The organism is Natronorubrum bangense, from assembly GCF_004799645.1.
GTDB classification, from domain to species: domain Archaea; phylum Halobacteriota; class Halobacteria; order Halobacteriales; family Natrialbaceae; genus Natronorubrum; species Natronorubrum bangense.
The window spans coordinates 15719-41018 of sequence record NZ_CP031306.1 but is presented as its reverse complement, the minus strand read 5'-3'; the positions used below and the strand labels follow the sequence as shown (position 1 = coordinate 41018).

Here is a 25300-nt window from a genome sequence, read left to right as displayed (position 1 = left end):
ACAGGACTGTGCGGTGAACACCACTGTCCAGGGGAAGCGACCGAACGTTAGAGGTCGATTCCGCCGTTGACGTCGATCACTTCGCCGGTGATGTAGCCGGATTCCTCGCTCGCGAGATAGCGAACGAGGCTGGCAATCTCGCTGACGCTGGCAAAGCGCTCGAGTGGAATCTCCTCGCGTAGGTCGTCCTGAATGCCATCCGGGATCGCTTCGACCATCTCCGTGCGCGTGAAGCCGGGGGCGATGCAGTTTGCTGTCGTGCCGGTGTCTGCTAACTCGAGGGCGAGCGAGCGGGTAAAGCCGAAGAGGCCGCTTTTGGCCGCGGCGTAGTTGGCCTGGCCGACGTTGCCCTGTTTGCCGATCACACTCGAGATGTTGATGATTCGCCCGTCATCGACGGCCTCGAGGTCGTCGTAGAACGCTTTCGTACAGTTGAACGTCCCGTGGAGTGAGACGTCGAAGACGCGGTGCCACTCCTCGGCGCTCATGTTGGCGAACGTACAGTCAGATGTGATCCCGGCGTTGTTGACGAGGACGTCGAGTGAGCCGAACTCGTCGTGAATCGCGTCGCTCATCGCGTCGACTGCGGCCCGATCGGTGACGTCGGCCTGAACTGGGTGGCCCGTGCCGTCGGTATCGCTGTCGGTAATCGTCTCGGCGACTGCCTGGGCGTCGGCTTCCGAAGAGCGGTAGTTGATAATGACGGTTGCGCCGTACCGGCCCAGTTCACGAGCGATACCGCGTCCGATGCCGCGTGAGGAACCGGTTACCAGACACGTTCGTCCCGCGAGCGGTTGTCGTGGTGGGAACTCGAGGTTGGCTGGCTTTGTAGTGGGTGCCGCCTTCATTGATGGCCCTCCAGTCGCGTCGGCCGGTCGTGGTGAGCGTTGTGGGTGAGCGGCGCTGTCTCCGCTGGTTCGACTGCGGACAGCCACGTGTCGACGGTGTACGTCTGTTCGTCGGCTGTCTGTGGCTGTTCCGTATACGGGACGACGCCACGGAGTGTCTCTTCGTCCGTGCCCTCCTCGGCGTCCTCGTAGATCGCCAGTGAGACGAACGGAACCCGCACTCGCTCGCGTGGCTCGTCACACTCGAGTCCAAGCGGCGCTTGCTGAACGTCCTGTCGGCGGAATGCTGGCTCGAGTGAGTGGCCATGCTGTGTCGCCCACTGTTCGAACGTGGCGACGAGTTCACTGCGTGTCACCGGGCGGTCGTCGGTCGCGGTGTCCATCCTGACTGCAGGATGGTCTGGCGGCCAGTGGGTGGTCTGATAGGTATCGATCTGTCCGGCCTCGGAGAGACGCTGGAGTCGTTCGACGACGTCGTTGATCGACTCGGAGACTGTCAGGGGGATATTTGAGCGGACGTAGCACTCGATCCGAACGCGAGAGTGTGTCTCGAGATCGACGGCCGGCGTCGTAGCTGCGTAGTTACTGACTGGCATACCCATCCTCCGTTCGCCGTGCGAGATTCTTCGAAACAAGCGACTCGAGAACGGACAGGAGTGTGAGCTTCGGGAGCGCTAAGAGCTGCTGAAGCTCAGTCACTGTGGCCTCCTCCAGCACGTGGAGCGACAGATAGACGAGTTTCGTCTGAGGTGACGCAAGCTCATCTGGGACCGCAAACTGTTGTGTGCTCGTGGACATCATCCATGGTGGATGCCAACGATTAATCATATAAATCTAATTGAGATATGCACACAACTAACACAGAACTGCCAGTGGGCTGTACGATCAAGCTGTGGTATTACTCGAGTATGCTGGTCGGTCTCACAGTCGCTTTACGCGCCCCTTACACTCCCAGACGAGCGGAAACCGGCCATTTCGATAGCGGACATAGCTGTCATTCTAAGATTCGACTGGCGATACTCGAGGCGTCGGTTCTGTGCCCGGTCCAGTGGATGGCGTGACGGGCGGTAACACCGTTCGTCGACGACGCTACATCCCCAGGTCGGCAGCGGCGGTTGGAATCGGGAGGTCATGCGGGGAGATGCCCAGCAGCTCTGCAGCGTGATCGAGTGCCATGTCGAACCCGTAGTAGCGCTCGAGTTCGTCGCCATCGGCGGTTGGACGCACTTTCAACATCGCATACCCGTCTCGATTCTGGGCGATTGCGGCGGTTGTGCCGACCCGGGCCGTTCCGTCGCCGGTCGCCTCGAACTCGAGGAGTCGTTCCGTTTCGGTTTCGTCGTAGGTTGCTTTGATGCCGTTTGCCTCGGCCGTTCGGTCGTCGGTCATGGCTGGAACTCACGGACCGACGACCGGGAAGCTATCGGTTCCGGCGAGCCACGAGCGCCGCGACGGGGTGCGCTCGACGAGAGGAATCGATACCGACTTCTCCGTTCCTCGTGAGGGTATGGCCGTGAGCCGGACGGAGCCATCGCAGACAGTACAGCTGATCGCGACGTTCCGCCAGACCCGTTCTGTCGCGATCCAGTGGATCGTCGTCTCCGTAATCGGCTTTTTTGGCTTCGCCTACGGGTTCGGGTACGTCCTCGCAGTGATCCGAAACACGACCCTCGAGCCGATCGTCATTTCGCCGTTCGCGCCGCCGGATGTCATCGTCTGGCTTGCAATTTCGGCTGGGCTAGTCGCGCTCGTCGTCGTTCCACACGAGCTGCTTCACGGCGTGTTCATGGCGTACTACGGCGGGAAGCCGGAGTACGGCGTCGGTGTTTCCCACTTTCTCTTGCCGTACGCCTACGCAGAGACGGAGCAGGCAGTCTACACCCGAAATCAGATGCTCGTCGCCCTGTTGGCACCGTTCATTGGCATTACGGCTGTCGGGCTCGCGATACTGGTCGTCTATCCGACTCCGCTATTGCTTATTCCACTGGCGGCCAACGCCGCCGGCTCGATCGGTGACCTCTGGATGGCTGCCGTGCTCTTGCAGTATCCCCCCGGCGTTCGTGTTGGTCCGCTCCCCGACAGCGACGTACAGGGGTTCGGAATCTACGGCGCGAGCGAACGCGATCACAGCCGTGTTCCGGGGCGGCGCGTCCTTTCAACGGTCGTATCTGGCGCGGTCGGGACGCTCGCGGTGTTGTCGATCGGGATCCTCGGCTGGGTGTTGGTGTCGCTCGCCGTCGGCTCGGGAACTGTCGTCATCGGCGATCCCGACAGTCACTGGCTTCTCGTCCGGCACGAACGTCACGCTCACGGTGACGTTCACCTCGAGATCGGTGCCACTCTCTTTTTCGGTGTCACGGCGCTTGGTGGGCTCATCTGGGCGCTCGGGATCGAGGGATATCGTGCACTCGTCCCAGCGGAGTCGTCGCCATGAGGAAGCCAAAACCGTAACGCTCGAGCCGTTCTCACCTCGAGTGAGTGTATGACCAAGTGGCTTCAAAGCGGTCGCCGCCGCGATATGTGCGTGCTGCTCGCCGGTGCAGACGGGGGCGAACTACGCGGCCAGCAACTCAAATCCCGTCTCGAGTCGCAGTACGACGACCATCTCGAGCCGAAGGCGTTCTACGGTTCGCTGTCGGCGCTGGTCGATGCAGGGTTCGTCGAGAAGCGAACGGTGGGGATTCACGACGTGTACACGCTCACGGACGGTGGCGAACGACGGCTGCGTGAGCACTACGAGTGGGTCTGGGAGTGTCTGCATCGAGATGGCAGCGCGCAGTGAACAGCGACCACTGGAACATCCCGCCGGGACCGCGGCGTTTTTCCGGGATGGGAACAAAGTGAAATCGAGTAGATGACCACGGGCCAGCCCGATTTCACAACTGACGCCGACCTGGAGTGGTGTTACGACGCGGTTCACGGCGTCTCGCGGACTTTCTCGATCACTATCGATCGGCTCGAGGAGCCGATGGCGAGACACATTTGTATCGGATACCTCCTCTGTCGTGTTGCTGACACGATCGAAGACGCGGGACACATCCCGCCGGATACACAGACCGAACTGCTGACGACGTACGACCAGTTGCTCGATCCGGAGTCGGAGCAGACCGTCTCGGCGTTCATGGACGATATCGAGCCATGGATTCCCGACGAGCGCTCCGAAGACTGGAACGTCGTCGCTGAGACACCCCGCGTGTTGCGGACGTTCGAATCGCTCGATGAGGAACCTCGCGAGATCATGCGCGAGCCTGTCCGCGAACTCGTCGACGGGATGGCGATGTTCACGGACCGCTACGCTGACGAAGGCGGATTGCGCCTGCAGACGCTCGAGGAACTCGAGGAGTACTGCTGGTACGCTGCGGGCACCGTCGGGACGCTCATCACAGGGCTGGTCGCCCGGGGAGCCTCCCAGAACCGTGCCGAGGAGATGCGAGAGAACGCCCGCTCGTTTGCGCTGCTGTTGCAACTGGTCAACATCGCCAAAGACGTCGAGTCGGATTACCACGACGAGAACAACGTCTATCTCCCAGCCGAATGGCTCGAGGCAGAGGACGTCGACGTTGAGCAGGTCACCGACGCGGACAACCACGGCGGCGTGACGAACGTCATCAAACGCGTCACCGGACGGGCTGAGACCTATCTCGACGACGCCCATCGCTATCTCGAGGTCGTCCCCGAGACCCACGGCAACCGACTGTCGGCGTGGGCGATCCCGTATCTGCTTGCGGTCGGGACGATGCGTGAACTCCGCGAGCGGCCTGAAGATGTCATCCGTGAGGGCGACGTCAAGGTCTCTCGGTCGGAAGTGTACGCCCTTCTCCAGACGTTCGAAGGGGACGTCTCGCGGTCGACGCTTGCCGACCTCCGCAAGGAGATGGCAGAGAAGCCGCTCCATCAGTGACACCGCGCTCAGGTGCTCGTTGCAGGTGGTTTTCATGTCGAGAACGTCGTCAGAACCTATAACAGCACGCCGTTCGACTACCCCTCATGTGTCGGGAAACGAAGCGTGAACCCGCGTGGGTGTCGGCGATCCGGCTGGCGTTCCTCCGGGGACAGGTCGACGTCGACGGCGTGATGGAGGAGGCAAACCTCCCCGCCGGGTACGAACGAACTGTCCGGGACGTTCTGTCGACGATGGCCGACCGGCGACTTCTCGAGCCCGCCGGCGAGACGGGCGAGCGATACGTTCCAGGTCCCGTCCTCATCGAATCCGATCGCTTTGAGTTGGATTACTCCAAGGCATCCGACGGCGGTGCCCATCGGTGGCACTCGAGCGGCTGAGACACTTCATAGCGCAAACTATGTATTGACTACGACTGTACACGTCAGTAATGGGTACGCTTACGGATACGAAAATTTCCTCGAAGAACCTGACAACAGTGCCGAAACCGGTCCGGAACTTTCTCGACGTCGGTGCCGGCGATCGAGTCGAATGGCACGTCGAAGACGGACAGATCGTCATCAAAAAACGCGACGCCGAGTAGCCTCGACGACGCGGTTGATTAGAGATCGTCGGGAACGTCGACGTCACGACGGACACCTGGGTCGTCGACCTCGATGAGCGCACTCGAGTCGCTCTCGAGGAAGAGTTCTCGACCCCCGATGTCGCCGTCGACGTCAGTGAGCGCGTCGAAAAAGCGCGCGTCGAACAGCACCGGGTTGCCACGGTCCCCATCGAACGCTGCGGCGAGCGCCTCGCCAGCGCCGGCGGCGTACGCCGCGACCACCGTCTCGATCGTCTGGGGTGCGACGAAGGGCATATCGCCAAGGGCGACGAGGACAGCATCGACGTCGCCGCAGTCGCAGACGGCCTCGATGCCGGTCCGGAGCGACGACGCCTGCCCGGTGTCGTAGGCCTCGTTGACGACTGTTTCGACCGGAACCCCCTCGAGTGCGTCCTGCACTCGATCGGTCTCGTGGCCGAGGACGACGACCACCGGGTCGACGCTGCTGTGGACGAGCGTTCGGGCGGCATGACGGACGATCGGCTCGCCCTCGAGCGTCGCTAGCAGTTTATTCTCACTTCCGTAGCGGCTGCTCGTGCCGGCGGCGAGCAGCACGCCAGCCACTGCCGGCTCGTTGCAGCCGTCGTCCGCGTGGCGCACGTCGTCGGCCTCGAGAAGTGGGGGATCGGCGGTCGCAGATCGGGCCGTGTCCTCGTTGGCGTCGTTTTCAGTCATCGTTCCAGCACGGGATACGGCACGACTCGGACCTGTTCGTCGGCGGTGACGCCGTCCGTCGTTATGACGATGCCGTCGGCCTGGCTCGCACGCGTACTCGAGGAGAGCACGCTCGGATCGAACGTCTCCTCGTAGACCGACAGCGGCGAGTCGACGTGACCGAGTGGCATCGCGACGCCGTCCTCGAGCGTGACGGGGATGCCGTAGGTGAAGCCGGCAGTCGAAATATCGACGTCACGAGCCATCTGCGCGGCGACGGTCGGCAGCGTCGTCTCGCCGGTAAAGAACGGGCGGGCGACGAGCGACGTCACCAGATGGGCACCGATTGGTTTGCCCGGAATGGCGAACGCAACGGCGTCGTGGTCGGGCAGTTCCGCGACGGCGATCGGTTTTCCCGGTCGGAGTCGCACTCGGTGGAACAGCACGTCGCCGAGGACATCGAGCGAGCGGATGACGTAGTCCTTGTCGCCGACGCTGGTACCGCCGGTCGTGATGACGACGTCGTACTCGTCGGCCAACTCGGCGATCCGTTCTTCGACCCGGTCGTCGATGTCGGGAACCGCCCCCTCGTACGTCGCCTCGTGACCCCACGAGCGCACGAGGCCGGCGAGCATCGGCGAGTCGAGGTCCCGATGGCGCCCCTCGTGGATCTCCGTCCCGGTTGCCAGCAGGCCAACCGAGAGCCGTTTGGTGACGGGAACCGTCTCGATTTCGAGATCGCCGAGCAACAGCGCGTCTTTTGCGCCGAGTCGATCACCCGCGTCGAACAGCGCCTCGCCCTCCGCGACGTTGCTCCCGCGCTCGTAGACGTAAGTCCCGGGCTCGAGGTCGGAGCCCGTGAGCTGACCGTTTTCGACCGTCGCCTCCTCGCGTTTGAGCACCGCGTTTGCCGACGGCGGCAGCGGCGAGCCGGTGGCGATCCGAACCGCCGTCCCGGCCTCGAGTGCGGCTGGCTCGTCTTCGGGAAACACTGGCGTCTCGACGACCTCGAGCGGATACTCGTCGGTCGCATCGAACGCAAAGCCGTCCATCGTCGCGTGGCTCTGGGCTGGGACGTCGATCGGGGCCGAAATCGGTTCGGCGAGGGTTCGCCCGGCGATCTCGTCGAGGGAGACCTGTTCCGTCTCGAGTCGTGACAACCACTCCGTTCGAAGCGCTAGAACGCGGTCGACGGCCGCGTCCACATCGATCAGATCGGCACCGTCGTGTGAGTCAATACCTGTCATTCTCAAATCCTATTTTTCAGATTTGATATGCTGAAAACACTAATGTTTATTTGTGTGGTATAGGAACGCATAGAGTGTGGTAAATAGTATGCACATAGTGCAGGGTTATAAAAGATGACGCCGATCGACACACAACGACCGCGGCCACGAAACGGGTGGGTATGATGGAGTTCAGTGGCGAATTCGAACTCGAGGACGTGCCACCGGAGAAAGCGTGGGTCGTGCTCTCGGACCCGATCGCTGTCCGAAACTCGCTGAAAGGGTGTCAGTACATCACACCGATGAACGACGACTTCGGTTTCGACGACTACGAACCCGAAGAAGACGTCGAGACACTTCCTGAAGCCGACCCGGAGGACGTCGCCGAGCGGGCGTTCAAAGAGGGCCAAGAGTATGCAGCGCTGATGCAAGTCGGCGTCGGCAGCGTCAAGCCCCGCTTCGAGACGTCGGTGACGATCGACGAACGCGACCACGACGACTTCATCATGACCGCGACTGGCAGCGGCACCGCAAGCGGGAGCAGTTTCAGCATGGAGTCGGGGATGCAGATCTACTCGCTCGAGGATAGCGAGGGCTCGCGCATCGAGTGGTGGACCGAAGCCGACATCTCGGGCCGGATCGCCCAGCTCGGTTCGCGGGTGATCGACCCCGTGGCCAACAAGATCGTGGGCAACTTTTTCAGTGATATCGAACAGCAGATGAGCGACGTCGAAGAGACGGATTCGGGCATCACGGACCGGATCCGTGGGATGTTATGAAACCGGCACAGTTCGAACAGCACGAACCCGAAACCGTCGAAGAGGCTGTCAGCTTGCTCGAGAGCCTAGACGACCGGGCGATCCTCTCCGGCGGGCAGAGTATGGTCCCGATGCTCCGGTTCCGGCTTGCGGTGCCGGAGACGATCATTGATATCAACCGCATCGAGAGCCTCGACTACCTCGAGGAGGACGACGGCTGGCTCACAATCGGCGCACTTGCCCGTCATGCCGATATCGAACACTCCGAGCTGATCGCCGAGCACTACGGCAGCTTCGCCGACACGGCACCGCTGGTGGCGGACCCACAGATCCGCAATCGGGGGACAGTCGCGGGCTCTATCGCACAGGCGGACCCGAAAGGCGACTGGGGCAGCGTCTTACTCGCCCACGAGGGTGAAATCGTCGCACACGGTCCTGACGGCGAGCGAGTCATTCCGGCCGACGAGTTCTTCCTGCTGCCGTACGATACGACCCTCGACGAGAACGAACTGCTCACTGAGCTTCGGGTACCGACACCCGCGCCTCGAGAGGGCAGCGCCTATCACAAGCTGAAACGGAAGGTGGGCGACTACGCGATGGCTGGCTCGGCTGCACGGCTCGTCCTCGACGACGACGGCCGAATCGAGCAGGCAGGCATCGGCCTCACCGCCGTCGACATCACGAACGTCCGGGCGACCGACGCCGAAGACCATCTCGAGGGCGAACGGCCGAGTAGCGAGCTGTTCAAACGCGCTGGCGAACTGGCGGCCGAACAGTCGAACCCCGAATCTGACGAACACGGCGACGTGGAATATAAAGAACGAATGGTAAATGTCCTCACCCAGCGCGCACTCGGCGACGCCGCCGAACGCGCCGGACTGGTCAAACGGAGGGTATCACAGTGACGAACACACGAGAGATTTCGCTGACGGTCAACGGCACTGAACACACGATCGACGTCGAACCGCGCCAGCTGCTCGTGCACGCGATCAGAGAGGAACTGGACATGACCGGTACGCACATCGGCTGTGACACTGGCAACTGCGGGGCCTGTACGGTCCTCAAAGACGGGGAACCGATCAAGTCCTGTCTCATGTTCGCAACGCAAGCCGACGGGAGCGAACTCATGACCGTCGAGGGGATGGAAGAACTCCCCGAAGCGCGCGGAGACTTGCATCCGCTCCAGGAGGGCTTTCGCGAGGAACACGGCCTGCAGTGTGGCTACTGTACGCCCGGCATGCTGATGGCCGGCAAGGCGTTGCTCGACGAGAACCCGGACCCGAGCGAGGAAGAAATCCGCGAAGCGATCAGCGGCAACCTCTGTCGGTGTACCGGCTACCAGAACATCGTTCGCTCGATCGAGTACGCCGCGGAGGAACTCGAGGAGGTCGCGGCTGCCGACGGCGGCACGACCGCGGCGTCGGGGACGGACACCAGCAGCGCCGACGCATTCGACGGCGAGTTCGACTGCGGCGTCGAGAACTGCTGTGGCGGCCCGACGACCGATCGCGACCACGACGCCGACACTGGCGGTGAGCACAGATGAGCAGTGATTCAGAGCGATTTGCAGAGGCAGAAGACGGCGGTCCGCAGCCGGAAAAACACTGCGGCCACGGCCGCGGCGGGATGGGTGAGGACGTCAAACGAAAGGAAGACCAGCGATTCATCACGGGGCGTGGCAACTACGTCGACGACATCAAGAAGCCGGGCATGCTTCACTGTGAGATCGTTCGCAGCCCACACGCCCACGCCCGTATCGAGAACATCGACAAGTCTCGAGCGCTGGACGTCGACGGCGTCGTCGCTGTCCTCACCGCGGACGACTTGCGCGAGTACGATCTCGCGACGATGCCGACGCTGATGGCCGACACCCAGGACGTCCTTGTCAACGACAAAGTCAAGTTCCAGTCCCAGGAGGTCGCCGCCGTCATCGCGACCGATCGGTACACGGCCAAAGACGGCGCACAGAAGGTCGTCGTCGACTACGACGTGCTCGAGCCGGTCGTCGACGCCGAGAAATCACTCGAGGACGACGCGCCGCTGATCAGAGACGACATCGAGGACAAAACGGACAACCACTGTCTCGACTGGGAGACGGGCGACGAGGAGGCCACTGCCGAGGCCTTCGAGGAGGCCGACGTCACCGTCAAAGAGGACATGCTCTACCAGCGACTGCACCCGGCCCCGATCGAGACCTGCGGTGCCGTCGGCGACTACGACCCCGGCAAGGACAAGCTGACGGTCCATATGACCTCGCAGGCACCCCACATCCACCGAACCCTGTTCGCGCAGGTGTCGGGCATCCCCGAACACAAGATCCGGATCGTCAGCCCGGACGTCGGGGGCGGCTTCGGCAACAAGGTGCCGATCTATCCCGGCTACGTCGTCGCTGCGGCGGCGTCGTACGTCTTAGAGCAGCCAGTCAAGTGGGTCGAAGAACGCTCGGAGAACATCCAGTCGACCGGCTTCGCCCGTGACTACGACATGACGGGCGAACTCGCCGCGACCGACGACGGCGAGATCCTGGCGGTTCGAACCGACGTGCTCGCGGACCACGGCGCGTACAACGCCGTCGCCCAGCCGTCGAAGTTCCCCGCCGGGTTCTTCAACATCTTCACGGGGTCGTACGATATCGACACGGCCTACGGCTCGCTGACTGCGGCCTACACCAACACCGCACCCGGTGGCGTCGCCTATCGGTGTTCGTTCCGTGTCACGGAGGCAGTGTACCTCATCGAACGGATGGTGAAAGTCCTCGCGGACGAGCTCGGGATGGACCCCGCCGAAATCCGCCGAAAGAACTTCATCCAGCCCGAGCAGTTCCCCTACGAGAGCACAACCGGGTGGAACTACGACTCGGGTGACTACGAGGCGGCACTGGACAAGGCCCTCGAGATGGCCGACTACGACCACTACCGCGAGGAACAACAGCGCCGAATCGACGAGGATGCCAACAAACTGCTCGGCATCGGCATCTCCTCGTTCACCGAAATCGTCGGAGCCGGCCCGGGCAAAACCTGTGACATCGCGGGTGTCGAGATGTTCGACTCCGCCGAGATCCGGGTCCACCCGACCGGCAACGCGACGGTCCGGGTCGGCGTCCAGACACAGGGCCAAGGTCACGAGACCACGTTCGCCCAGATCGTCGCCGAGGAACTCGGCATGAACGTCGAGGACATCACCGTCGAACACGGCGACACCGACACCGATCCGTACGGCCTTGGCACCTACGGCTCCCGGAGTACGCCCGTCGCCGGCGCGGCGGCCGCCGTCGCCTCACGCAAGGTTCGCGAGAAAGCGAAAGCCATCGCCGCGAACGAACTCGAGGCCGCCGAGGAAGACATCACCTGGGACCGCGAAAGCGGCGAGTTCCACGTCGCCGGCGCGCCCGACCGGTCGATCACGATCACCGAGATCGCCGCCGGTGCGTACATGAACAAGCCGGCCGGCGAGGATCCCGGCCTCGAGGCGGTCAACTACTACGATCCACCGGAAATGACGTATCCGTTCGGCTCCTACATCGTGATCGTGGAAGTCGACCGCGAAACCGGCGAGGTCGAGTTCGAGAAGTTCGTCGCCGTCGACGACTGCGGGAACCGCATCAACCCGATGATCATCGAGGGCCAGATCCACGGCGGACTCGCCCAGGGAATCGGGACGGCGATGCTAGAGCACGTCACCTTCGACGACAACGGCAACGTCACCGGCGGCGACTTCATGAACTACCTGCTGCCGACGTCGATGGAGATCCCAAACTTCGAGACGGGCCACACCGTGACGCCGTCGCCCCACCACCCGATTGGGGCGAAAGGGGTCGGCGAGTCACCGACAGTTGGCTCGCCGCCGGCGATCGTCAACGCCGTCGTCGACGCGATGAGCCACGCCGGAATCACCCACGTCGAGATGCCGATGACGCCCGACACCGTCTGGGAGAAACTCGACGAAGCGGGGCTCGCGGCCGACCCCGCCGACTACGTCTCCCTCGAGTTCGAGGACCAATCGAGCGACAGCACGGCCGACGACTGATCTCACCGTGCTCACCGACCACCCACCGACATGACACCAGACACCGCATCCGACGCCGATCTCGCAGCGCACGAGCAAGCGCTGCAAGCGCGTGAGGAACCGTACGCCTGGGCGACCGTCGTCCGCCGTGAGCCACCAGTGTCAGCCACCGTCGGCGATCGAGCGCTTGTGACTGCCGACGGTGAGTTGCACGGCTGGATCGGTGGTGTCTCCTGTGCGCAGTCGCGCGTGACCAGCGAGGCCCGGGCGGCCATCGCCGACGGCGAGCCACGACTGATCGGCATCGCCCCCGATCCCGATGTGATCGACCGCCCCGGCCTCGAGGCGTTCCCGATGCAGTGTCACAGTCAGGGCACCCTCGAGGTGTTCATCGATCCCGTGTGTCCGGCGACGCGGCTGCTCGTCGTGGGTGGGTCGCCGATCGCCCACTCGCTGGTCAGGCTGGCAAGCGAACTCGATATCGAGGTGGTGCTCGTCGATCCCGACGGAGCCGACGCCGATCTCCCGTCGGAAACGACCGTTTTGACGACGCTCGAGCCCGACGAGATCGCCGAAGCAGTCGGCAGCGGGCCGCTCGTCGCCATCGCCTCGATGGGCGAGTACGACGCCCACGGCGTCGTCGCCGGCATCCGCACTGGGGCACCGTACATCGGCCTCGTGGCCAGCGAGACGCGGGCCGCAGAGACCGTCGACCACGTTGCCGGTCTCCTCGAGGAAGCGCCGGACACCGTTCGCGACGCGGTCACAAGCCCGGCGGGGGTCGATATCTCGGCCTCGAGCGCGCCGGAGATCGCGACGAGCCTGCTCGCCGAACTGGTCGAGGTACGATCGACCACCAGTGGGGTGGCGGCCTCGAACGAGCTGGCCACCCACACGGATGCCAGCAACGCCAGCAATGCAGACACCGCCGAATCCAGCGAGTTGGCGACGGAGACAGCCTCGTGCTGTGGCGGCGGTGACGAACGCCCATCGACAACAGAACCCGAATCGAGCCATGAGTCGGCCGTCGACCCCGTCTGCGGGATGACGGTCGATCCGGACGAGGCACCGAGTATCACCCACCAGGGGACGACCTACTACTTCTGTTGTCACGGCTGTGCCGACGCCTTTCGAACCGATCCCGACGAGTATCTCGAGGGACCCACGACCGAAACAATGAACTCAGTATGACAGGGGAGACGCCGGAGCTCGCCGTCGAGGCGATCGACGAGGCGACGCTACGCGAGCGATTCGAGGCCCAACACTACGTCGCGGACGACCGCGTGGTCACGACCGTCCAGCTTGCGTTACAGCTCGGCCGGCCGCTGCTCGTCGAGGGCGAACCCGGCAGCGGGAAGACCGAACTGGGGAAGGTCCTTGCCGAAGGGTTTGAGACGGAACTGATCCGCCTCCAGTGTTATGAGGGGCTGACCGCCGAAAACGCCCTCTACGAGTGGAACTACACGAAACAGCTGCTTGCCGTCCAGTCGAACGAGGGGACGGTCACCGCCGGCTCCGACTCCGCGGACGCTGCGGGGACTCGGTCCGTCTTCGACGACGAGTATCTACTCGAGCGCCCGCTGTTGCGTGCCCTGACGGCTGGTGGCGATCGATCGCCGGTGTTGCTGATCGACGAGATCGACCGCGCCGACGAGGCGTTCGAGGCGTTCTTGCTCGAGTTGCTGTCGGAGTATCAGGTGTCGATTCCGGAGCTTGGGACGATCCGCGCGGAGAACCCGCCGATCGTCATCCTCACGTCGAACCGAACTCGCGGGCTCAGCGATGCGCTCAAGCGGCGCTGTCTCTATCTCCACGTCGAGCCGCCGTCGTTCGAGACGGAGTACGAGATCGTCTCACGCAAAGTTCCTGAACTCGATGCAGCGATCGCAGCCGAAGTCTGTGCCGTCGTCGAACGCCTCCGCGAGGAGTCGTTTCTCAAACGGCCGGGTGTCGCCGAAACGCTCGACTGGGCACGGGCGGTTGCGATGCTTCGAGCCGACGGCAGTGACGAGCCGTTGTCGACCGACGAGATCGAACGGACGATCGGCTGTCTGCTCAAGGAGGTCGAAGACGTCACCCGCGTCGACACCGCGCTGCTCGAACAGCTCCATGCGGCCGCAGCCGCGGCCGACGACCGACTCGATCCGAACGAGAGATGACGCCACGCGAGCCCCCTTCTGAGAACGCCACCGGATCCGATCGCGCTCGAGGCGACAGTAACAACGGCGACCGTGGCGCGCTCGACCAGCCGATGAGACTCCACACCGTTCCCGATTTCGAGGCTGCACGCACACACGTCCTGACGGAACTCGTGCGATTTACCGACGACCTCCGGCAGGCGGGCGTCGACGTACCGGCGACTGGCACGCTCGAGGGGGCACGAGCGCTCGCCGTCGTCGGCTTTGCCGACCGCGAGCCCGCTGCGGACGCACTGCGAGCGACGTTGCTCTCCGAGGCGGCCGACCGCGAGGCGTTCGACGAGGCGTTTCCACCCTTCTGGCACCGGCTCCGAACCGGGCTCGACCGCATCGCGACCTACGAGGGGACGGGCACACCGGACGACGACGAGTCGGAGCCGTCCGGCGCCGTCGCACTCGAGGGAGAGGCGTCCGAACTGCTCTCGGAGACGGAGCCGCCGTCGCTCGAGGACGACGACGGCGACGGCTCGGAGCGTGCCGAGGTTCGACTGCAGACCGGTCGACGCCACGCCACGGGCGAACGACCGGTCGACGACGATGGGGACGGCGACGCCGTGCGGCGGTACAGCGCCGTTGGAGGACGCGAACGCGTGGCAGCGACACCGGCGTCGCTGACGGACGCCGAACGTGACGCTATCGATCGGTTCGTGGACGCGCTGGCGACCGTCCCCGGCCGACGGACCCAACAGGCCACCGCCGGCGAACGAATCGACGCGCGACGAGCACTCCGGACGAGTCTCGGAACCGGGGGGACGCCGATGGACCTCCCGACTCGAGACCGCGCCCCGAGCGAGTTACACTGCTGTCTGCTGATCGACGTCAGCGGCTCCGTGCTGGATACGGTCGACCGCGACACGCTCCTTGCCGTCGCGGAACGGCTCCAGACCGTTGCCCGACGGAGTTCGGTCTTCCTGTTCGATACCGACCTCGTTGACGCGACCGAGCAGTTCGAGCGCGCTGGCGGTGATCCAGCCGCGGCCCTGCGCGCGGCCGAAATCTCGTGGGGCGGCGGCACGCAGATCGGCGGCGCGTTCGAAACACTGCGGCGCCAGCACCGCGACGCGGTGGATCGCCGGACTGTCGTCATCGTCATCAGCGACGGGCTCGATGTCGGCGAGCAGTCAGTGCTCGAGGAACAGATCACCTGGCTCGCCCGCCGGGCCGCGGCGGTGCTCTGGCTCAACCCGCTCGCCGTCGCGTCGACGTACGAGCCACGAACGCGGGGGATGGAGACGTGTCTGCCGTACGTCGACGGCCTCTTTGGCTTCGCGGAGCCGACCGATCTGGCCGAGATCGCCCGCCAACTCGAGCGCCGTGGACTCGACGGCCCGATCGGCTACGAGTACGATCCACGCCGGCAGCAGCCGGCCGAAACCACGCCTACAGCTGAGGAGGGCCACGAATGAGCGACTCGATTCTCCCTGCCGTCATCGACCGACTCCGTGACCGCGGAGCCACTGCTGGGGTGACGGTCGAGCAGATCACGATCGGACGATCGACGCTCATGGTCGAACTGGCCGGCGTGGATGGCGGTGCCGACGATGAGGGATGCGAGAAGCGACGGACCGCCGGCCTCGCCCACCGCCCGCCGGGGGACGCGCCGCCGACAGCCAACAGCGACCTCGAGACGCTGCTCGAGTGGACGACACAGCCGCCAGCCGACTCGCTACTGGAGCCGGCTGGCCAAACTCACCCGGAGTCCGAGGACACGGCACTCGAGGTCGCCATCGGTATCGCCACCGTCAACGCGCTGTCGGCCCCGTTCATCGAGTGGCAGACGGGCGATCCGATGGCGCTGCTTGACTCGCGCGTCGACACGATCGCGACTGTCGGGCTCTTTCGCCCCGCGTTTCGGAAGTTTTCCGACGTCGACGTGCGCGTGATCGAACGCAAGCCCATCGGCGACGTGTCGACGCCCGACAGCGTCACCGTCACGACCTACCGACCGGCCGATGCGGCCGCCGCGATGGCGGACGCCGAAGTGGTTTTCATAACTGGATCGACGCTCATCTACGGCGGCCTCGAGCGCTATCTCGAGACAGCCCCGGAGACGGCAACGGTCGTCCTGATCGGGGCGACTGCGTCCGTCCTTCCCGAGGCCGTGTTCGCAGCCGGCGTGACGGTCGTCGCCGGTGCGTCGGTCACCGATCCCGACCAGGTTCGCGACGCCATCCAGGCTAACGCGTGCGGAACTGAGTTACACGCGGCCGGCGTAGAGAAGGGATACACAGTGACTGACAGCCCCACTGGTCGGGGTCGGAGGCTGCACCTGTCACGCGCCGACTCACCGGACCGAGACGAACCGAGAGACGACCGACTGTGAGCAAGCAATAGATGACACAAAACAACTGGAGTGTACCGGAGACCGAAGTACTACAGCGCGTCCACGAGCGACTCGAGGGCGACGGCGCGGACGTCCTCGCGACGATCGTCGACGTCGAAGGCAACGCCTACCGCCGGCCGGGGGCGAAGATGCTCCTCGACGAAGCGGGCGAGGGTGTCGGCGCCATTACGGCCGGCTGTCTCGAGGACGACCTGCTCGCAGCGGCCGAGTCAGTCCGCGAGCACGGCCGTCCGGAGCTGATCACGTACGATCTGATGGACGACGAAGACGACGTCTGGGGACTCGGCGTCGGCTGCAACGGGATTATCGACGTCCTGCTCGAGCCCCTGACCGAGACGTATCGTCCAGCGGTCGAGGCGTTTGCCGACGGCCGGGACGTCGCCGTGCTCACCGCACTCGAGGACAGCGAGGGGGCGCTCGAACGAGGCGATCGCGCATACTACCATCCGACCGAGACACAGCTGACAACCCCTGATGGTGAGCCAGCACCGGCGTGGCCCAACGAACTCGCCGATCCCGCGGGCGATCTCGCCGAGCGTGGGCGAGCTGACACCCTCGAGATCGATGGCCGGGGCCGCCAGCTCGAGGTGTTCATCGACGGGCTCGCTGCCCCGACGGAGCTGGTCATCTTCGGCTCCGGCCACGACGTGGGGCCGGTCACCGAGCTAGCGGCGAAAAACGACTTCCGCGTGACTGTGGTCGGCTTCCGCGGTAGTGTCGACCTCGAGACGCGATTCCCGGATGCCGACGAGACGCTGACGACCTCGCCAGCGGCCGTCAGCGACGACCTCGCGCTCGACGAGCGCAGTTACACGGTTGTCATGACCCACAACTTCATCGACGACCGGCTGACCGTCGAGCAGCTGCTCGACTCGTCGGTCCCCTACATCGGTCTGATGGGACCACACGACCGCTTCGAGAAGATGCTCGCGGAGTTCGACGACGAGGGACGGACGTTCGACGAGGAAGCGCTGTCGTCGCTCTACACCCCGATCGGGCTCGATCTCGGCGGCGGTTCGCCATACCAGATCGCTCACAGTATCGTCGCGGAGATTCTGGCGGTCGCTAACGATCGAACGCCGCGTCATCTGAAAACGCGCGAGGGACATATTCACGACCGCGTTACTGTCGAGTCGCCGTCGAAGTGACGTGTCTCGTCGTCTCGGTCGTACCGTGGGTGGGATGGCATACTGGCTCTCGAACACGCTGACACTGGTTGCTACCCGATAGACACACGACAGCCGTCAGTGGGAGAAACCTTCAAGAATGAGGGGTGAAAGTTCCAGACAGACCCGGTGAATCGCGTGAGTAAAAACGACGTTGCCACTGAGCGGGACGGGGAGGCCGAAGCGACAACTGACCGTACCAACAGCGACGCCGCGATTGACGACCTTGGACTCGGAATCGACATTGATCTCGAGGCAGTCGAGTCCGACACTTCCGCTGATGTCGAACTCACCTTCGACGAGGAGACACTGCTCGAGGCAGCCGATACGGCAGCTGACGTGCCCACAGACGATGCGTCCGCCGGCGATGGTCTACGACTCGAGGCCGACGAGCGAGTACGGCTTGAGGACGCTGAGATCGATCCAGAGGCGCTCTCCGAGAAGCGCTGTTCGTACCGAATGCTGTTGGATGCTGGCGTCGATGGGTCGACCGCAAAGCGTCTGCGGCGACGGTTCTCGCTTCCTTGGACGTTCGAAAACGACGGCGACCTCGAGCGACGCTCGAGTGAGGTTCGTGGGCTCGGTGCGGCCGAACGCGAGTGGATCGCCAAAAGCGGCGACGAGGAGTGGCAGGCCTTCGAGTACGACCATTCACCCATCGCGGCGGTTGCTCGGCAGAAACCGTCGGAGCGACCGTGGCCAAAGCCAACGCCGGTCACGGCGGTCACGGGTGTTGGCCCTGCTGATGCCGACAAACTGGCTGACGCCGGCATTCACTCGGCGGAACGACTGGCGACGATCAACGCTTTCGAGGTCGCCAGCGTCCTCGAGATCGACGTCGTGCACGTCCGAACGTGGCGCCACAACGCACGGGAACAACTCGACTGACTCGATGGTGTCGTTGTGATCGCGGCCTCGAACTGGCCAGAGCTGATCGATGATGCGCTCTTGCGACCTGGGCGGCTCGACCAGCACGTCGAGGTCTCCGAACTCGACGAGGCCGCCTGCCGCGATATTTTCGAAATCTACACCCGCGGCCGCCCGCTCGCCAATGACGTTGACCTCGACACCCTCGTGGGGGTCTCGCCCGAGGCGGTCGACGCGTTCGATGCCGACACGAGCCAGTTCGAGGACGCACACGGGCGCCGAGGGAGAAGCATGGCCGCACACCCGTCTTCGTGACCGGTGCCGACGCGTCTTTTTGTTCTGTTGCCTTGCACTGGCCTCAGCAAGAACAATAGCCACCGCTACTGAACGACCTTGTGTGCGAATGATCAACGGCAGCAGCATCGAGGGACAGGACGGACGCGGCCGCGGTGACGGAACAATCGTCCGGAGCAGGTGAGCACGACATGGTCCGCCTCACCGCTCGACTCGCCGGCTACCTCGGTTCGCTCCTGTTTCTGATCGCCGTGTACGCGATCGTCTACCAGTGGGGGATGGCGACGCTCGAGGGCGAGCCGCGATCGTGGTACCGGGCGCTCGAGGTCGTCGTCCAGTCGATGACCACTACGGGCTACGGACAGGATGCCCCGTGGGAAACGCTCGAAATGACGCTGTTGCTGATGCTGATCCAAGTGACGGGGATCGCCTACATCTTCGTCGCCATCCCGCTGTTCGTCGTCCCGTGGCTCCAGACGATCGTTCAGCCAACGCCGCCCGAACACATCAACGGACTCGAAGAACATGTCATTATCGTCGGCTACACCGATCTCTGTGACACACTTATCGACGAACTCGAGGGCAGTGGGACGCCGTACGTGATCCTCGAGGCCGACGAGGACCGCGCACGGGAGCTCCACGAGGACGGGCTCACGGTCCTACACGACGATCTGAGGACCGAGGGCGCGCTCGACGCGGCACAGCTCGAGGACGCGATCGCGGTCGTCGTCGACGCCACCGAGCGCGAGTTCGTCAAAACTGTCCTCGCGGTCGAGGAGCGTGATCCCGACGCCTCGGTGCTCGTCCTCGTCGCCGACCCGACACGGGCGCGATACTTCCGCTACGCCGGCGTCGACGAGGTGCTGTCGCCGAAACATCGGCTCGGAAAAGCTCTGGGAGACAGGGTCCGAGACGTGGTCGAGCCCGATCTCGACGACGAGATCGAACTGGGGGAAGCCTTCGACGTCGTCGAGTTCCCCGTCGATCCGACGACCGACCTCTTCGGTGAGACCGTCGCCTCGTCTCGCCGACTCGAGCAAACCGGCGCGACCGTTCTTGGCGCGTGGGTTCGTGGCGACTTCGTTACCACGCTCTCCGAGCGCGTCCGTATCGACCAGAACACCGCGCTGCTCGTGGCCGGAACCGAGTCACAACTCGAGGACGTCGCCGAGATAACGGGGTCGGCGGGCCACCGCTACCGGACGGCGGCCGATCCCGTCGTCGTGGTCGGCGCCGGGCTCGTCGGCCAATCTGCACACGGCACGCTCGAACGGGCCGACCTGGAGACTGTCGTCGTCGACCGCGAGGACGGCGAGCACGTCGATGTCGTTGGCGACGCGACGACCGAGGAGACCCTCCACGAGGCAGGGATCGAAGACGCCAGAACGCTGATCATCGCCCTCGAGACGGACGATGAGGCGATCCTCACGGCGCTTACCGCCCGCGAACTCAACCCTGACCTCGAGATCATCGTCGGGGCCAACGCTGCGGCGAGCGTGAGCGCGATGCGAACCGCAGGGGCGGATTACGTGCTCGCGCTGCCGAACGTCACGGGACGCATGGTCACTCTCCGGGTCTTCGAGCGCGAAGTCATGACGCTCAGGGATCGGCTGCACCTGCGCCAGCTAGACGCGCCCATGGTCGTCGACGAGGAACTCTCGACGGCGACAATCCGTCAGGAGACGGGCTGTACCGTCGTCGCGCTCGAGCGAGACGGCGACCTCCACACCGACGTGGACGGGATGCAATTGGGCGCCGGCGACTCGCTCGTCGTCGCCGGAACTGACCGCCAGATTGGCCAGTTTCGAGACGCCTACGGCACCGACTGACGACCCGAACGGGTTCGAACGACGGACAGTCACGCGGAGACGGCGGTGCGAAGGGAAATCCGATCTCGGACCGTACGGCCGGACATGGCGGGCGACTCGGGGTTCGACCCAGAAGATCCAGAGCAGGCGGAGATCGGCCGCGAGATGGTCGACCAGAGCACCGGCCTCGGTTCCGTCGCGGCGCACCTCTACAGGGGCGAGGTGGAGCGGACCGTCGCGTGGCGCGACCGACTCGACACCACCACCAACTGGGCGGTGACGGTGATGTCAGCCATCGTCGCGTACGCGTTCTCGGGTGAAGTCTCCCATGCGGTGATTCTCGCCGGGCTCATGATGGGCACCGTCTTCCTGTTCATCGAGGCGCGTCGGTTCCGGGAGTACGATATCTGGCGCTCGCGCGTCCGCATGCTCCAGGAGAACCTCTTCGCGAACGCGCTCGACCCCTCCGCGGGCATCGAACACGACGCGTGGCGTGCGGAACTGAGCCGAGACTACCGCGATCCGACGCCGAACATCAGCTACCGTGGCGCGTTCAGCCATCGGCTTCGGCGGGTCTACCTCCCGTTGATGACCGCGATCCTGTTGGGCTGGCTCGCCCACCTCTGGGCGTTCCAGCCCGACACGACGTTCCCGCAGAGCGCGTCGCTCCCGGGGATCGATGGCGTCTACGTCGTCGCCGCCGTCGCCGTCTACTACGTCACGTTGCTCGTCCTCGCCGTGCCGCTCTCCTCGAAGGAGCGCGGCGAATCCGGCGAGGCCGACCACGGCGATCTCGAGAGCGATCAGCACTGAGCGAACCGATCGGGTTCGCTCACAATACCGCCTTCTTTCCTTGCGATTACCGTGTCTACTCCGGACGGAGAGCCGGCACACGTTTGATTCCGCCAGCTTCGACTACGGTTTAGTCTCTCGAAGTGAAAATACCCACTTCTATATGAAATACGTTGTAAACGAGTTCGTATGTCACTCCGCGTCTTCGACGCACTCACCGGCGGAATCGAACGAACGCTGGCCAAGAACGGGCTCATGCTCGTGGCCGCGTTCTACGTACTCATGGCGATTCAGACGCTCTTCACACCGGGCGGGGTCCAGACGGGGATGGATCCCGAACCGGTGATCGACGCGCCGGCGATCGGCGCTCTCGTCGCGATTCTGACCTCGGTAGCATCGCTTTACCTGCTGATCGTCTCCCTGCGAACGTTCGTTACCGACGAGACCGAGACCATCCCGGACGCCGCCCTGCGTGACCGACCAGTGTGGGCGTTCCTGAACGTGTTCGTCGGACTGATCGTCTTCACCGTGCTCGTCACGATCGGATTCGTCTTCCTCATCGTTCCCGGCCTTTTCCTGCTCGTTGCCCTGTGGTTTTTCGACGTCTACGTCGCGGTGGAAGACGACGACTTCGTCACCGCACTGAAGCGAAGCTGGTCGCTCACGTCCGGGAACCGACTCGGACTGTTCGGTCTCGGCGTTGCCGTCGTCCTGATCTCGGTGGCGATCTCGATCCCGTTTACGATCGCTATGGTGGTCGTCGGCGGCGTTCTCGGAGTGCTGATCTCACAGATCGGGACCGCGATCGGTGGCATCTTCATCTATGCGACGACCGCGGTCGCGTTCACCCAACTCCGGGACGCGACGACGGATGTCAGCGAGCGAGCGCAATCCGACGACTGGGGCTCGTCGACGGACGACCAGTGGGGGCACTCGAGCGATCCCTGAGTACAGCAGTCACCAGTGTCGAGACGGTTGAGTTCGAACTCGAGGCGCTCGATTGCAGTTGTCTTCCTCTCCCGAATGCCCTCGTTCACACGGGAACGACCCCCACGCCCGCTCCCGATTGCGGAGGCGAAAGGCCCTTAAGTTGTAACCCCCAACGTAGAGTTGGATAGGTCGGGCAGTTTGGCCCTGCTCAGAACCCGCGCTATGGTCATCAGCGGGGACCGAACACCGTGGGCGTCCGGTCAGACCGGCCGGAGCCCCGGGAGCCAACATGGAAGCCTCGTCCGTCGGGGACAGCGGTCTACGATGGCCGTCCGCAGGGACGTCCCATCGTGGTTAATCGGCGACAGCCCATCAGGCGCGGAAGCGAGCAGTGGACCGCCGAACACCTGTCGCTCGACGGGTCGCGGGGTGGAGAAGGCAACCGGGATTCCTCCGACTGGAACGCCGGGCCACCGCGGCTTCCACATTCATACCGGTTTTTCACTGGCGAGCGACAGTGCTCGTCGTTCGAGTACGGAACACGAGGGATGCGACGACGACTTCAGTGGGTACCGATCTCTCAATTCCAGTCTCGAGTTCGAGAGCGGTGGCTATCGTGCGTTGTGAGACGGTATCGGTGGCGATCGCGGGGTCGTTCCATCACGTGTGTTGTAACGAGTATCATTGGCGTGACCTCCCACCGCATTGCAGGAGCAAACTTCAGTGTGGGTGTGGATTGCGTTGACCTCGCGATCAACACGTGTGGTGGGAGCGTCCAGCCCTGTTACTCGTCGATTGCAGACGTACTGTTCGTTTGTTGTGTCCGTCGTTTTGCAAAGCTCATTCCGCCAGCAAAGCTGAGAATGCCGACGAGAGCGCTGATTCCGAGCAACATTCCATGACTGACGTGGTGTAGTAGTACTGGTTCCATCGTTGAACCGCTACCAGTTGTGTCTCATCGTCATGTTATAATAGTTTCCAATCCCACTTTCTTTAGCGAAAGTATAGTTGTTCTCTGACTCTATACATCGTCGTGAACAGATCACTAGCCACAGCAAAGCCACACACCGAGTAGACCCGTCTCCAGTGATTCATCTGTTCCACCGTCATCACCTCTGCGTCGATTCGGCTTCAGTGAATCAGACGCTGCTCGACGGATTCAGGACTCGAGGAACGGCGCTGCACTGAAAATGGGTAGACGAACGCAGCGTTAGTCGGTCGTCTGTCCGAGTCGCTGTCTGTCTGCAAGCTCGAGGCCGCCCTCGAGTGTCCGGACGGGATAGGGGATATCGATCCCTTCTTCGTCGAATCGTTCCTTGACTGCAGTGACGTACTCACCGCGCGTCCGAACGAAGTCAGCACGAGACGGGTTCGCGATCCAGAACCGTGACTGGAGCCCGACGTCGGAGTCACCGAGTTCGGTCAATCGGACGGAGGGTGCGGGGTCGTCCATGATGCCGGGATGGCGCTCGGCCTCGTCGACGATAATGTCAGTCGCCTGCTCGATATCGTCGCCGTAGCCGATTCCGAAGACGAACTTCAGCCGAAGTTTGTCGGCGTCGACGGGGTTTTTCAGGACGTTGTTCGTGAGTGCCGAGTTCGGCACCGTCAACAGCTCGTTGTCGAACGTTCGCACACGCGTCACACGAAGACTAATGTCCTCGACGACACCCGAGTGGTCGTCCCACTCGATCCAGTCGCCAATCCGGAACGGTTTGTCAGTGTAGATGAACACGCCTGCGACGAAGTTCGAGATAACGTTTTGCATCGCCAGCCCGATCGCGAGTGCACCAGCTGCGGCGATGCCGGCCATCGACACAAGGAAATTGCCGTAGTTGGCAAAGCCGAAGGCGATCGCAATCGCGACGAACGCGATGCCGAACTTCGTCAGCATCAACAGCGGGTTCTGAGCGTGCTTGTCAAGATCTCGCTTGTCGAACGCTCGCCTGACCAGGGGCAACACGATCAGTCGGCCGATGATCCAGATCGCAACGAACGCGATGACGAACTTGATCGCGCTTTCTGCGCTCGCAGCGAGCGCTGCATCGAGTCCTGCTTCCTCGAGGAAGGTTCCGATCGCGCCGAGATCCGTCGCTTGGAGCGGGAGCGAACCACTCCCGACGCTCATCGGTGGAAAACCGCCGTATGGCCGCGAGTATCGATTAGCTCAGCATTGACTTGGTCGGCGAGGTCGGCCGCCTTCTCCTCGGTGGAACTACCCGCGCGGGCCGCGCGAAGGAATTTGACCTTCACGAGGTGCTCGTTCGAGAGCTGATCGTTGAGTTCGTCGACGACTGCCTCGAGGCCGCTCTTGCCGACCCAGACAGTGACGTCGAGATCATGTGCTTCTTGCTTGAGTTCTTGTGTATCCATGGCCCTCAATAGCGAAGCGAGCCGTTTCAATCTTCCCGATTCGGAATCTCACTCCGAAAGCAGGACACAAGCGACGAGACTCCGGCTACGCGGTGTTGCTCTCGTAGGGATACCGCGCGTGTGCTCCGCAGTCACAGGTGACGACGACGTGTCCATCCCGCAGTCTCACACGAGCGTTCTGTCCCGGTCGTAGGTATGTATCACATCGATCGCACGTAAAGCGTCGAAACTCACGTGGCAGCGTGAGTCGGTTTCGTTCCGCAACGCGACGAGCCAGACGGACGTAATACCGCGCTCGATCGTGGTTTCCCTCTGTCGCCGCCGCTCGAGCCAACTCGTGAAGGCGTTCGATTCGTTCGGCGGCGATATCCATACCACACATTTCGTCGGTTCGCCTATTGATGTTTTGTTCTTGTAGCCGCCTTCGTAACCGTCCGAGACGGGGACTGATGGCTGCAACCGTTGGCTTTCATGAGTAAAGATCACACAAATGTGTGACGGAGTCACAAAAAACAATAACAATGAACGTTCC

Annotated in this window: 27 protein-coding genes, 1 other RNA gene and 1 pseudogene; 20 read left to right on the top strand and 9 right to left on the bottom strand. The window is 63.5% G+C overall.

Annotation, left to right across the window (positions count from 1 at the left end):
- Positions 1–47: 47 nt before the first annotated feature.
- From fabG to DV706_RS15555, 4 genes are all read right to left on the bottom strand, one after another.
- A complete protein-coding gene (gene fabG / locus DV706_RS15570) occupies positions 48–848 on the bottom strand; it encodes a 3-oxoacyl-ACP reductase FabG (RefSeq protein ID WP_006067985.1) in 801 nt (266 codons plus the stop codon).
- Positions 845–1444: an HTH domain-containing protein gene (locus DV706_RS15565; protein ID WP_006067986.1), complete on the bottom strand. Its 600-nt coding sequence runs from the start codon at positions 1442–1444 to the stop codon at positions 845–847. Before DV706_RS15565 ends, fabG begins: the two co-directional genes overlap by 4 nt.
- A complete protein-coding gene (locus DV706_RS15560; protein ID WP_049890004.1) occupies positions 1431–1649 on the bottom strand; it encodes a hypothetical protein in 219 nt (72 codons plus the stop codon). Before DV706_RS15560 ends, DV706_RS15565 begins: the two co-directional genes overlap by 14 nt.
- 288 nt (positions 1650–1937) lie before the next feature.
- A complete protein-coding gene (locus DV706_RS15555) occupies positions 1938–2237 on the bottom strand; it encodes a DUF7111 family protein (protein ID WP_006067988.1) in 300 nt (99 codons plus the stop codon).
- Between DV706_RS15555 and DV706_RS15550 the strand changes: the two genes are divergently transcribed.
- The 5 genes from DV706_RS15550 (at position 2236) to DV706_RS15530 (ending at position 5332) form a co-directional block, all read left to right on the top strand.
- On the top strand, positions 2236–3282 hold the full coding sequence (locus DV706_RS15550; RefSeq protein ID WP_006067989.1) for a DUF3267 domain-containing protein: 1047 nt from the start codon (positions 2236–2238) through the stop codon (positions 3280–3282). The genes DV706_RS15555 and DV706_RS15550 overlap by 2 nt on opposite strands.
- 48 nt (positions 3283–3330) lie before the next feature.
- Entirely contained in the window at positions 3331–3630 is a 300-nt protein-coding gene (locus tag DV706_RS15545; RefSeq protein WP_049890005.1) for a PadR family transcriptional regulator, read from the top strand.
- Between the two features lie 72 nt (positions 3631–3702).
- Positions 3703–4749, top strand: a complete 1047-nt coding sequence (locus DV706_RS15540) for a phytoene/squalene synthase family protein (RefSeq protein WP_006067991.1) — start codon at positions 3703–3705, stop codon at positions 4747–4749.
- 86 nt (positions 4750–4835) lie between these two features.
- Positions 4836–5129, top strand: a complete 294-nt coding sequence (locus tag DV706_RS15535; RefSeq protein WP_006067992.1) for a hypothetical protein — start codon at positions 4836–4838, stop codon at positions 5127–5129.
- Positions 5130–5179: 50 nt separating this feature from the next.
- A complete protein-coding gene (locus DV706_RS15530; protein ID WP_006067993.1) occupies positions 5180–5332 on the top strand; it encodes an AbrB/MazE/SpoVT family DNA-binding domain-containing protein in 153 nt (50 codons plus the stop codon).
- An 18-nt stretch (positions 5333–5350) separates the two neighbouring features.
- On the opposite strand, the gene DV706_RS15525 is transcribed toward DV706_RS15530, so the two are convergent.
- Positions 5351–6028, bottom strand: coding sequence for a nucleotidyltransferase family protein (locus DV706_RS15525; protein WP_240756796.1), 678 nt, complete (start codon positions 6026–6028; stop codon positions 5351–5353).
- Positions 6025–7254: a molybdopterin molybdotransferase MoeA gene (locus DV706_RS15520; RefSeq protein WP_006067995.1), complete on the bottom strand. Its 1230-nt coding sequence runs from the start codon at positions 7252–7254 to the stop codon at positions 6025–6027. The genes DV706_RS15525 and DV706_RS15520 overlap by 4 nt, the downstream gene beginning before the upstream one ends.
- Positions 7255–7415: 161 nt before the next feature.
- On the opposite strand from DV706_RS15520, the gene DV706_RS15515 reads away from it, so the two are divergent.
- From DV706_RS15515 to ffs, 15 genes and pseudogenes are all read left to right on the top strand, one after another.
- A complete protein-coding gene (locus DV706_RS15515; protein WP_006067996.1) occupies positions 7416–8012 on the top strand; it encodes a CoxG family protein in 597 nt (198 codons plus the stop codon).
- Positions 8009–8896, top strand: coding sequence for an FAD binding domain-containing protein (locus DV706_RS15510; RefSeq protein WP_006067997.1), 888 nt, complete (start codon positions 8009–8011; stop codon positions 8894–8896). Before DV706_RS15515 ends, DV706_RS15510 begins: the two co-directional genes overlap by 4 nt.
- Positions 8893–9537 carry a (2Fe-2S)-binding protein gene (locus tag DV706_RS15505; RefSeq protein ID WP_006067998.1) on the top strand — a complete coding sequence of 215 codons (645 nt, stop codon included), beginning with the start codon at positions 8893–8895 and terminating at the stop codon, positions 9535–9537. The genes DV706_RS15510 and DV706_RS15505 overlap by 4 nt, the downstream gene beginning before the upstream one ends.
- Positions 9534–12017, top strand: coding sequence for an aerobic carbon-monoxide dehydrogenase large subunit (locus DV706_RS15500; protein ID WP_136350766.1), 2484 nt, complete (start codon positions 9534–9536; stop codon positions 12015–12017). The genes DV706_RS15505 and DV706_RS15500 overlap by 4 nt, the downstream gene beginning before the upstream one ends.
- Before the next feature lie 30 nt (positions 12018–12047).
- Complete coding sequence (locus tag DV706_RS15495) at positions 12048–13187, top strand: XdhC family protein (RefSeq protein WP_006068000.1); 1140 nt, start codon at positions 12048–12050, stop codon at positions 13185–13187.
- Entirely contained in the window at positions 13184–14155 is a 972-nt protein-coding gene (locus tag DV706_RS15490) for an AAA family ATPase (protein WP_006068001.1), read from the top strand. The genes DV706_RS15495 and DV706_RS15490 overlap by 4 nt, the downstream gene beginning before the upstream one ends.
- Positions 14152–15600, top strand: coding sequence for a VWA domain-containing protein (locus DV706_RS15485; protein WP_006068002.1), 1449 nt, complete (start codon positions 14152–14154; stop codon positions 15598–15600). Before DV706_RS15490 ends, DV706_RS15485 begins: the two co-directional genes overlap by 4 nt.
- Positions 15597–16517: a Rossmann-like domain-containing protein gene (locus tag DV706_RS15480; RefSeq protein ID WP_006068003.1), complete on the top strand. Its 921-nt coding sequence runs from the start codon at positions 15597–15599 to the stop codon at positions 16515–16517. Before DV706_RS15485 ends, DV706_RS15480 begins: the two co-directional genes overlap by 4 nt.
- An 11-nt stretch (positions 16518–16528) precedes the next feature.
- Positions 16529–17686 carry an XdhC family protein gene (locus tag DV706_RS15475; RefSeq protein WP_006068004.1) on the top strand — a complete coding sequence of 386 codons (1158 nt, stop codon included), beginning with the start codon at positions 16529–16531 and terminating at the stop codon, positions 17684–17686.
- A 156-nt stretch (positions 17687–17842) separates the two neighbouring features.
- Positions 17843–18592 carry a DUF7409 domain-containing protein gene (locus DV706_RS21525; protein ID WP_006068005.1) on the top strand — a complete coding sequence of 250 codons (750 nt, stop codon included), beginning with the start codon at positions 17843–17845 and terminating at the stop codon, positions 18590–18592.
- Positions 18593–18802 (top strand): annotated as a pseudogene (locus tag DV706_RS21960) (AAA family ATPase); the annotation flags it as partial. It abuts the gene before it with no gap.
- A gap of 254 nt (positions 18803–19056) precedes the next feature.
- On the top strand, positions 19057–20694 hold the full coding sequence (locus DV706_RS15465) for a potassium channel family protein (protein ID WP_006068007.1): 1638 nt from the start codon (positions 19057–19059) through the stop codon (positions 20692–20694).
- A gap of 84 nt (positions 20695–20778) precedes the next feature.
- Positions 20779–21486: a DUF2270 domain-containing protein gene (locus DV706_RS15460; protein ID WP_006068008.1), complete on the top strand. Its 708-nt coding sequence runs from the start codon at positions 20779–20781 to the stop codon at positions 21484–21486.
- A 168-nt stretch (positions 21487–21654) separates the two neighbouring features.
- A complete protein-coding gene (locus DV706_RS15455; RefSeq protein ID WP_006068009.1) occupies positions 21655–22413 on the top strand; it encodes a hypothetical protein in 759 nt (252 codons plus the stop codon).
- Between the two features lie 159 nt (positions 22414–22572).
- An RNA gene (ffs, locus tag DV706_RS15450) (signal recognition particle sRNA) lies at positions 22573–22884 on the top strand.
- Between the two features lie 721 nt (positions 22885–23605).
- Here ffs and DV706_RS15445 read toward each other — a convergent pair.
- The 3 genes from DV706_RS15445 to DV706_RS15435 form a co-directional block, all read right to left on the bottom strand.
- Positions 23606–24523, bottom strand: a complete 918-nt coding sequence (locus tag DV706_RS15445) for a mechanosensitive ion channel family protein (RefSeq protein ID WP_006068011.1) — start codon at positions 24521–24523, stop codon at positions 23606–23608.
- Positions 24520–24768 (bottom strand): YhbY family RNA-binding protein, encoded by a 249-nt coding sequence (locus DV706_RS15440; RefSeq protein WP_006068012.1) that lies wholly within the window; start codon positions 24766–24768, stop codon positions 24520–24522. Before DV706_RS15440 ends, DV706_RS15445 begins: the two co-directional genes overlap by 4 nt.
- Positions 24769–24853: 85 nt before the next feature.
- Positions 24854–25141: a ribonuclease P protein component 4 gene (locus DV706_RS15435; RefSeq protein ID WP_006068013.1), complete on the bottom strand. Its 288-nt coding sequence runs from the start codon at positions 25139–25141 to the stop codon at positions 24854–24856.
- Positions 25142–25300: the final 159 nt, after the last annotated feature.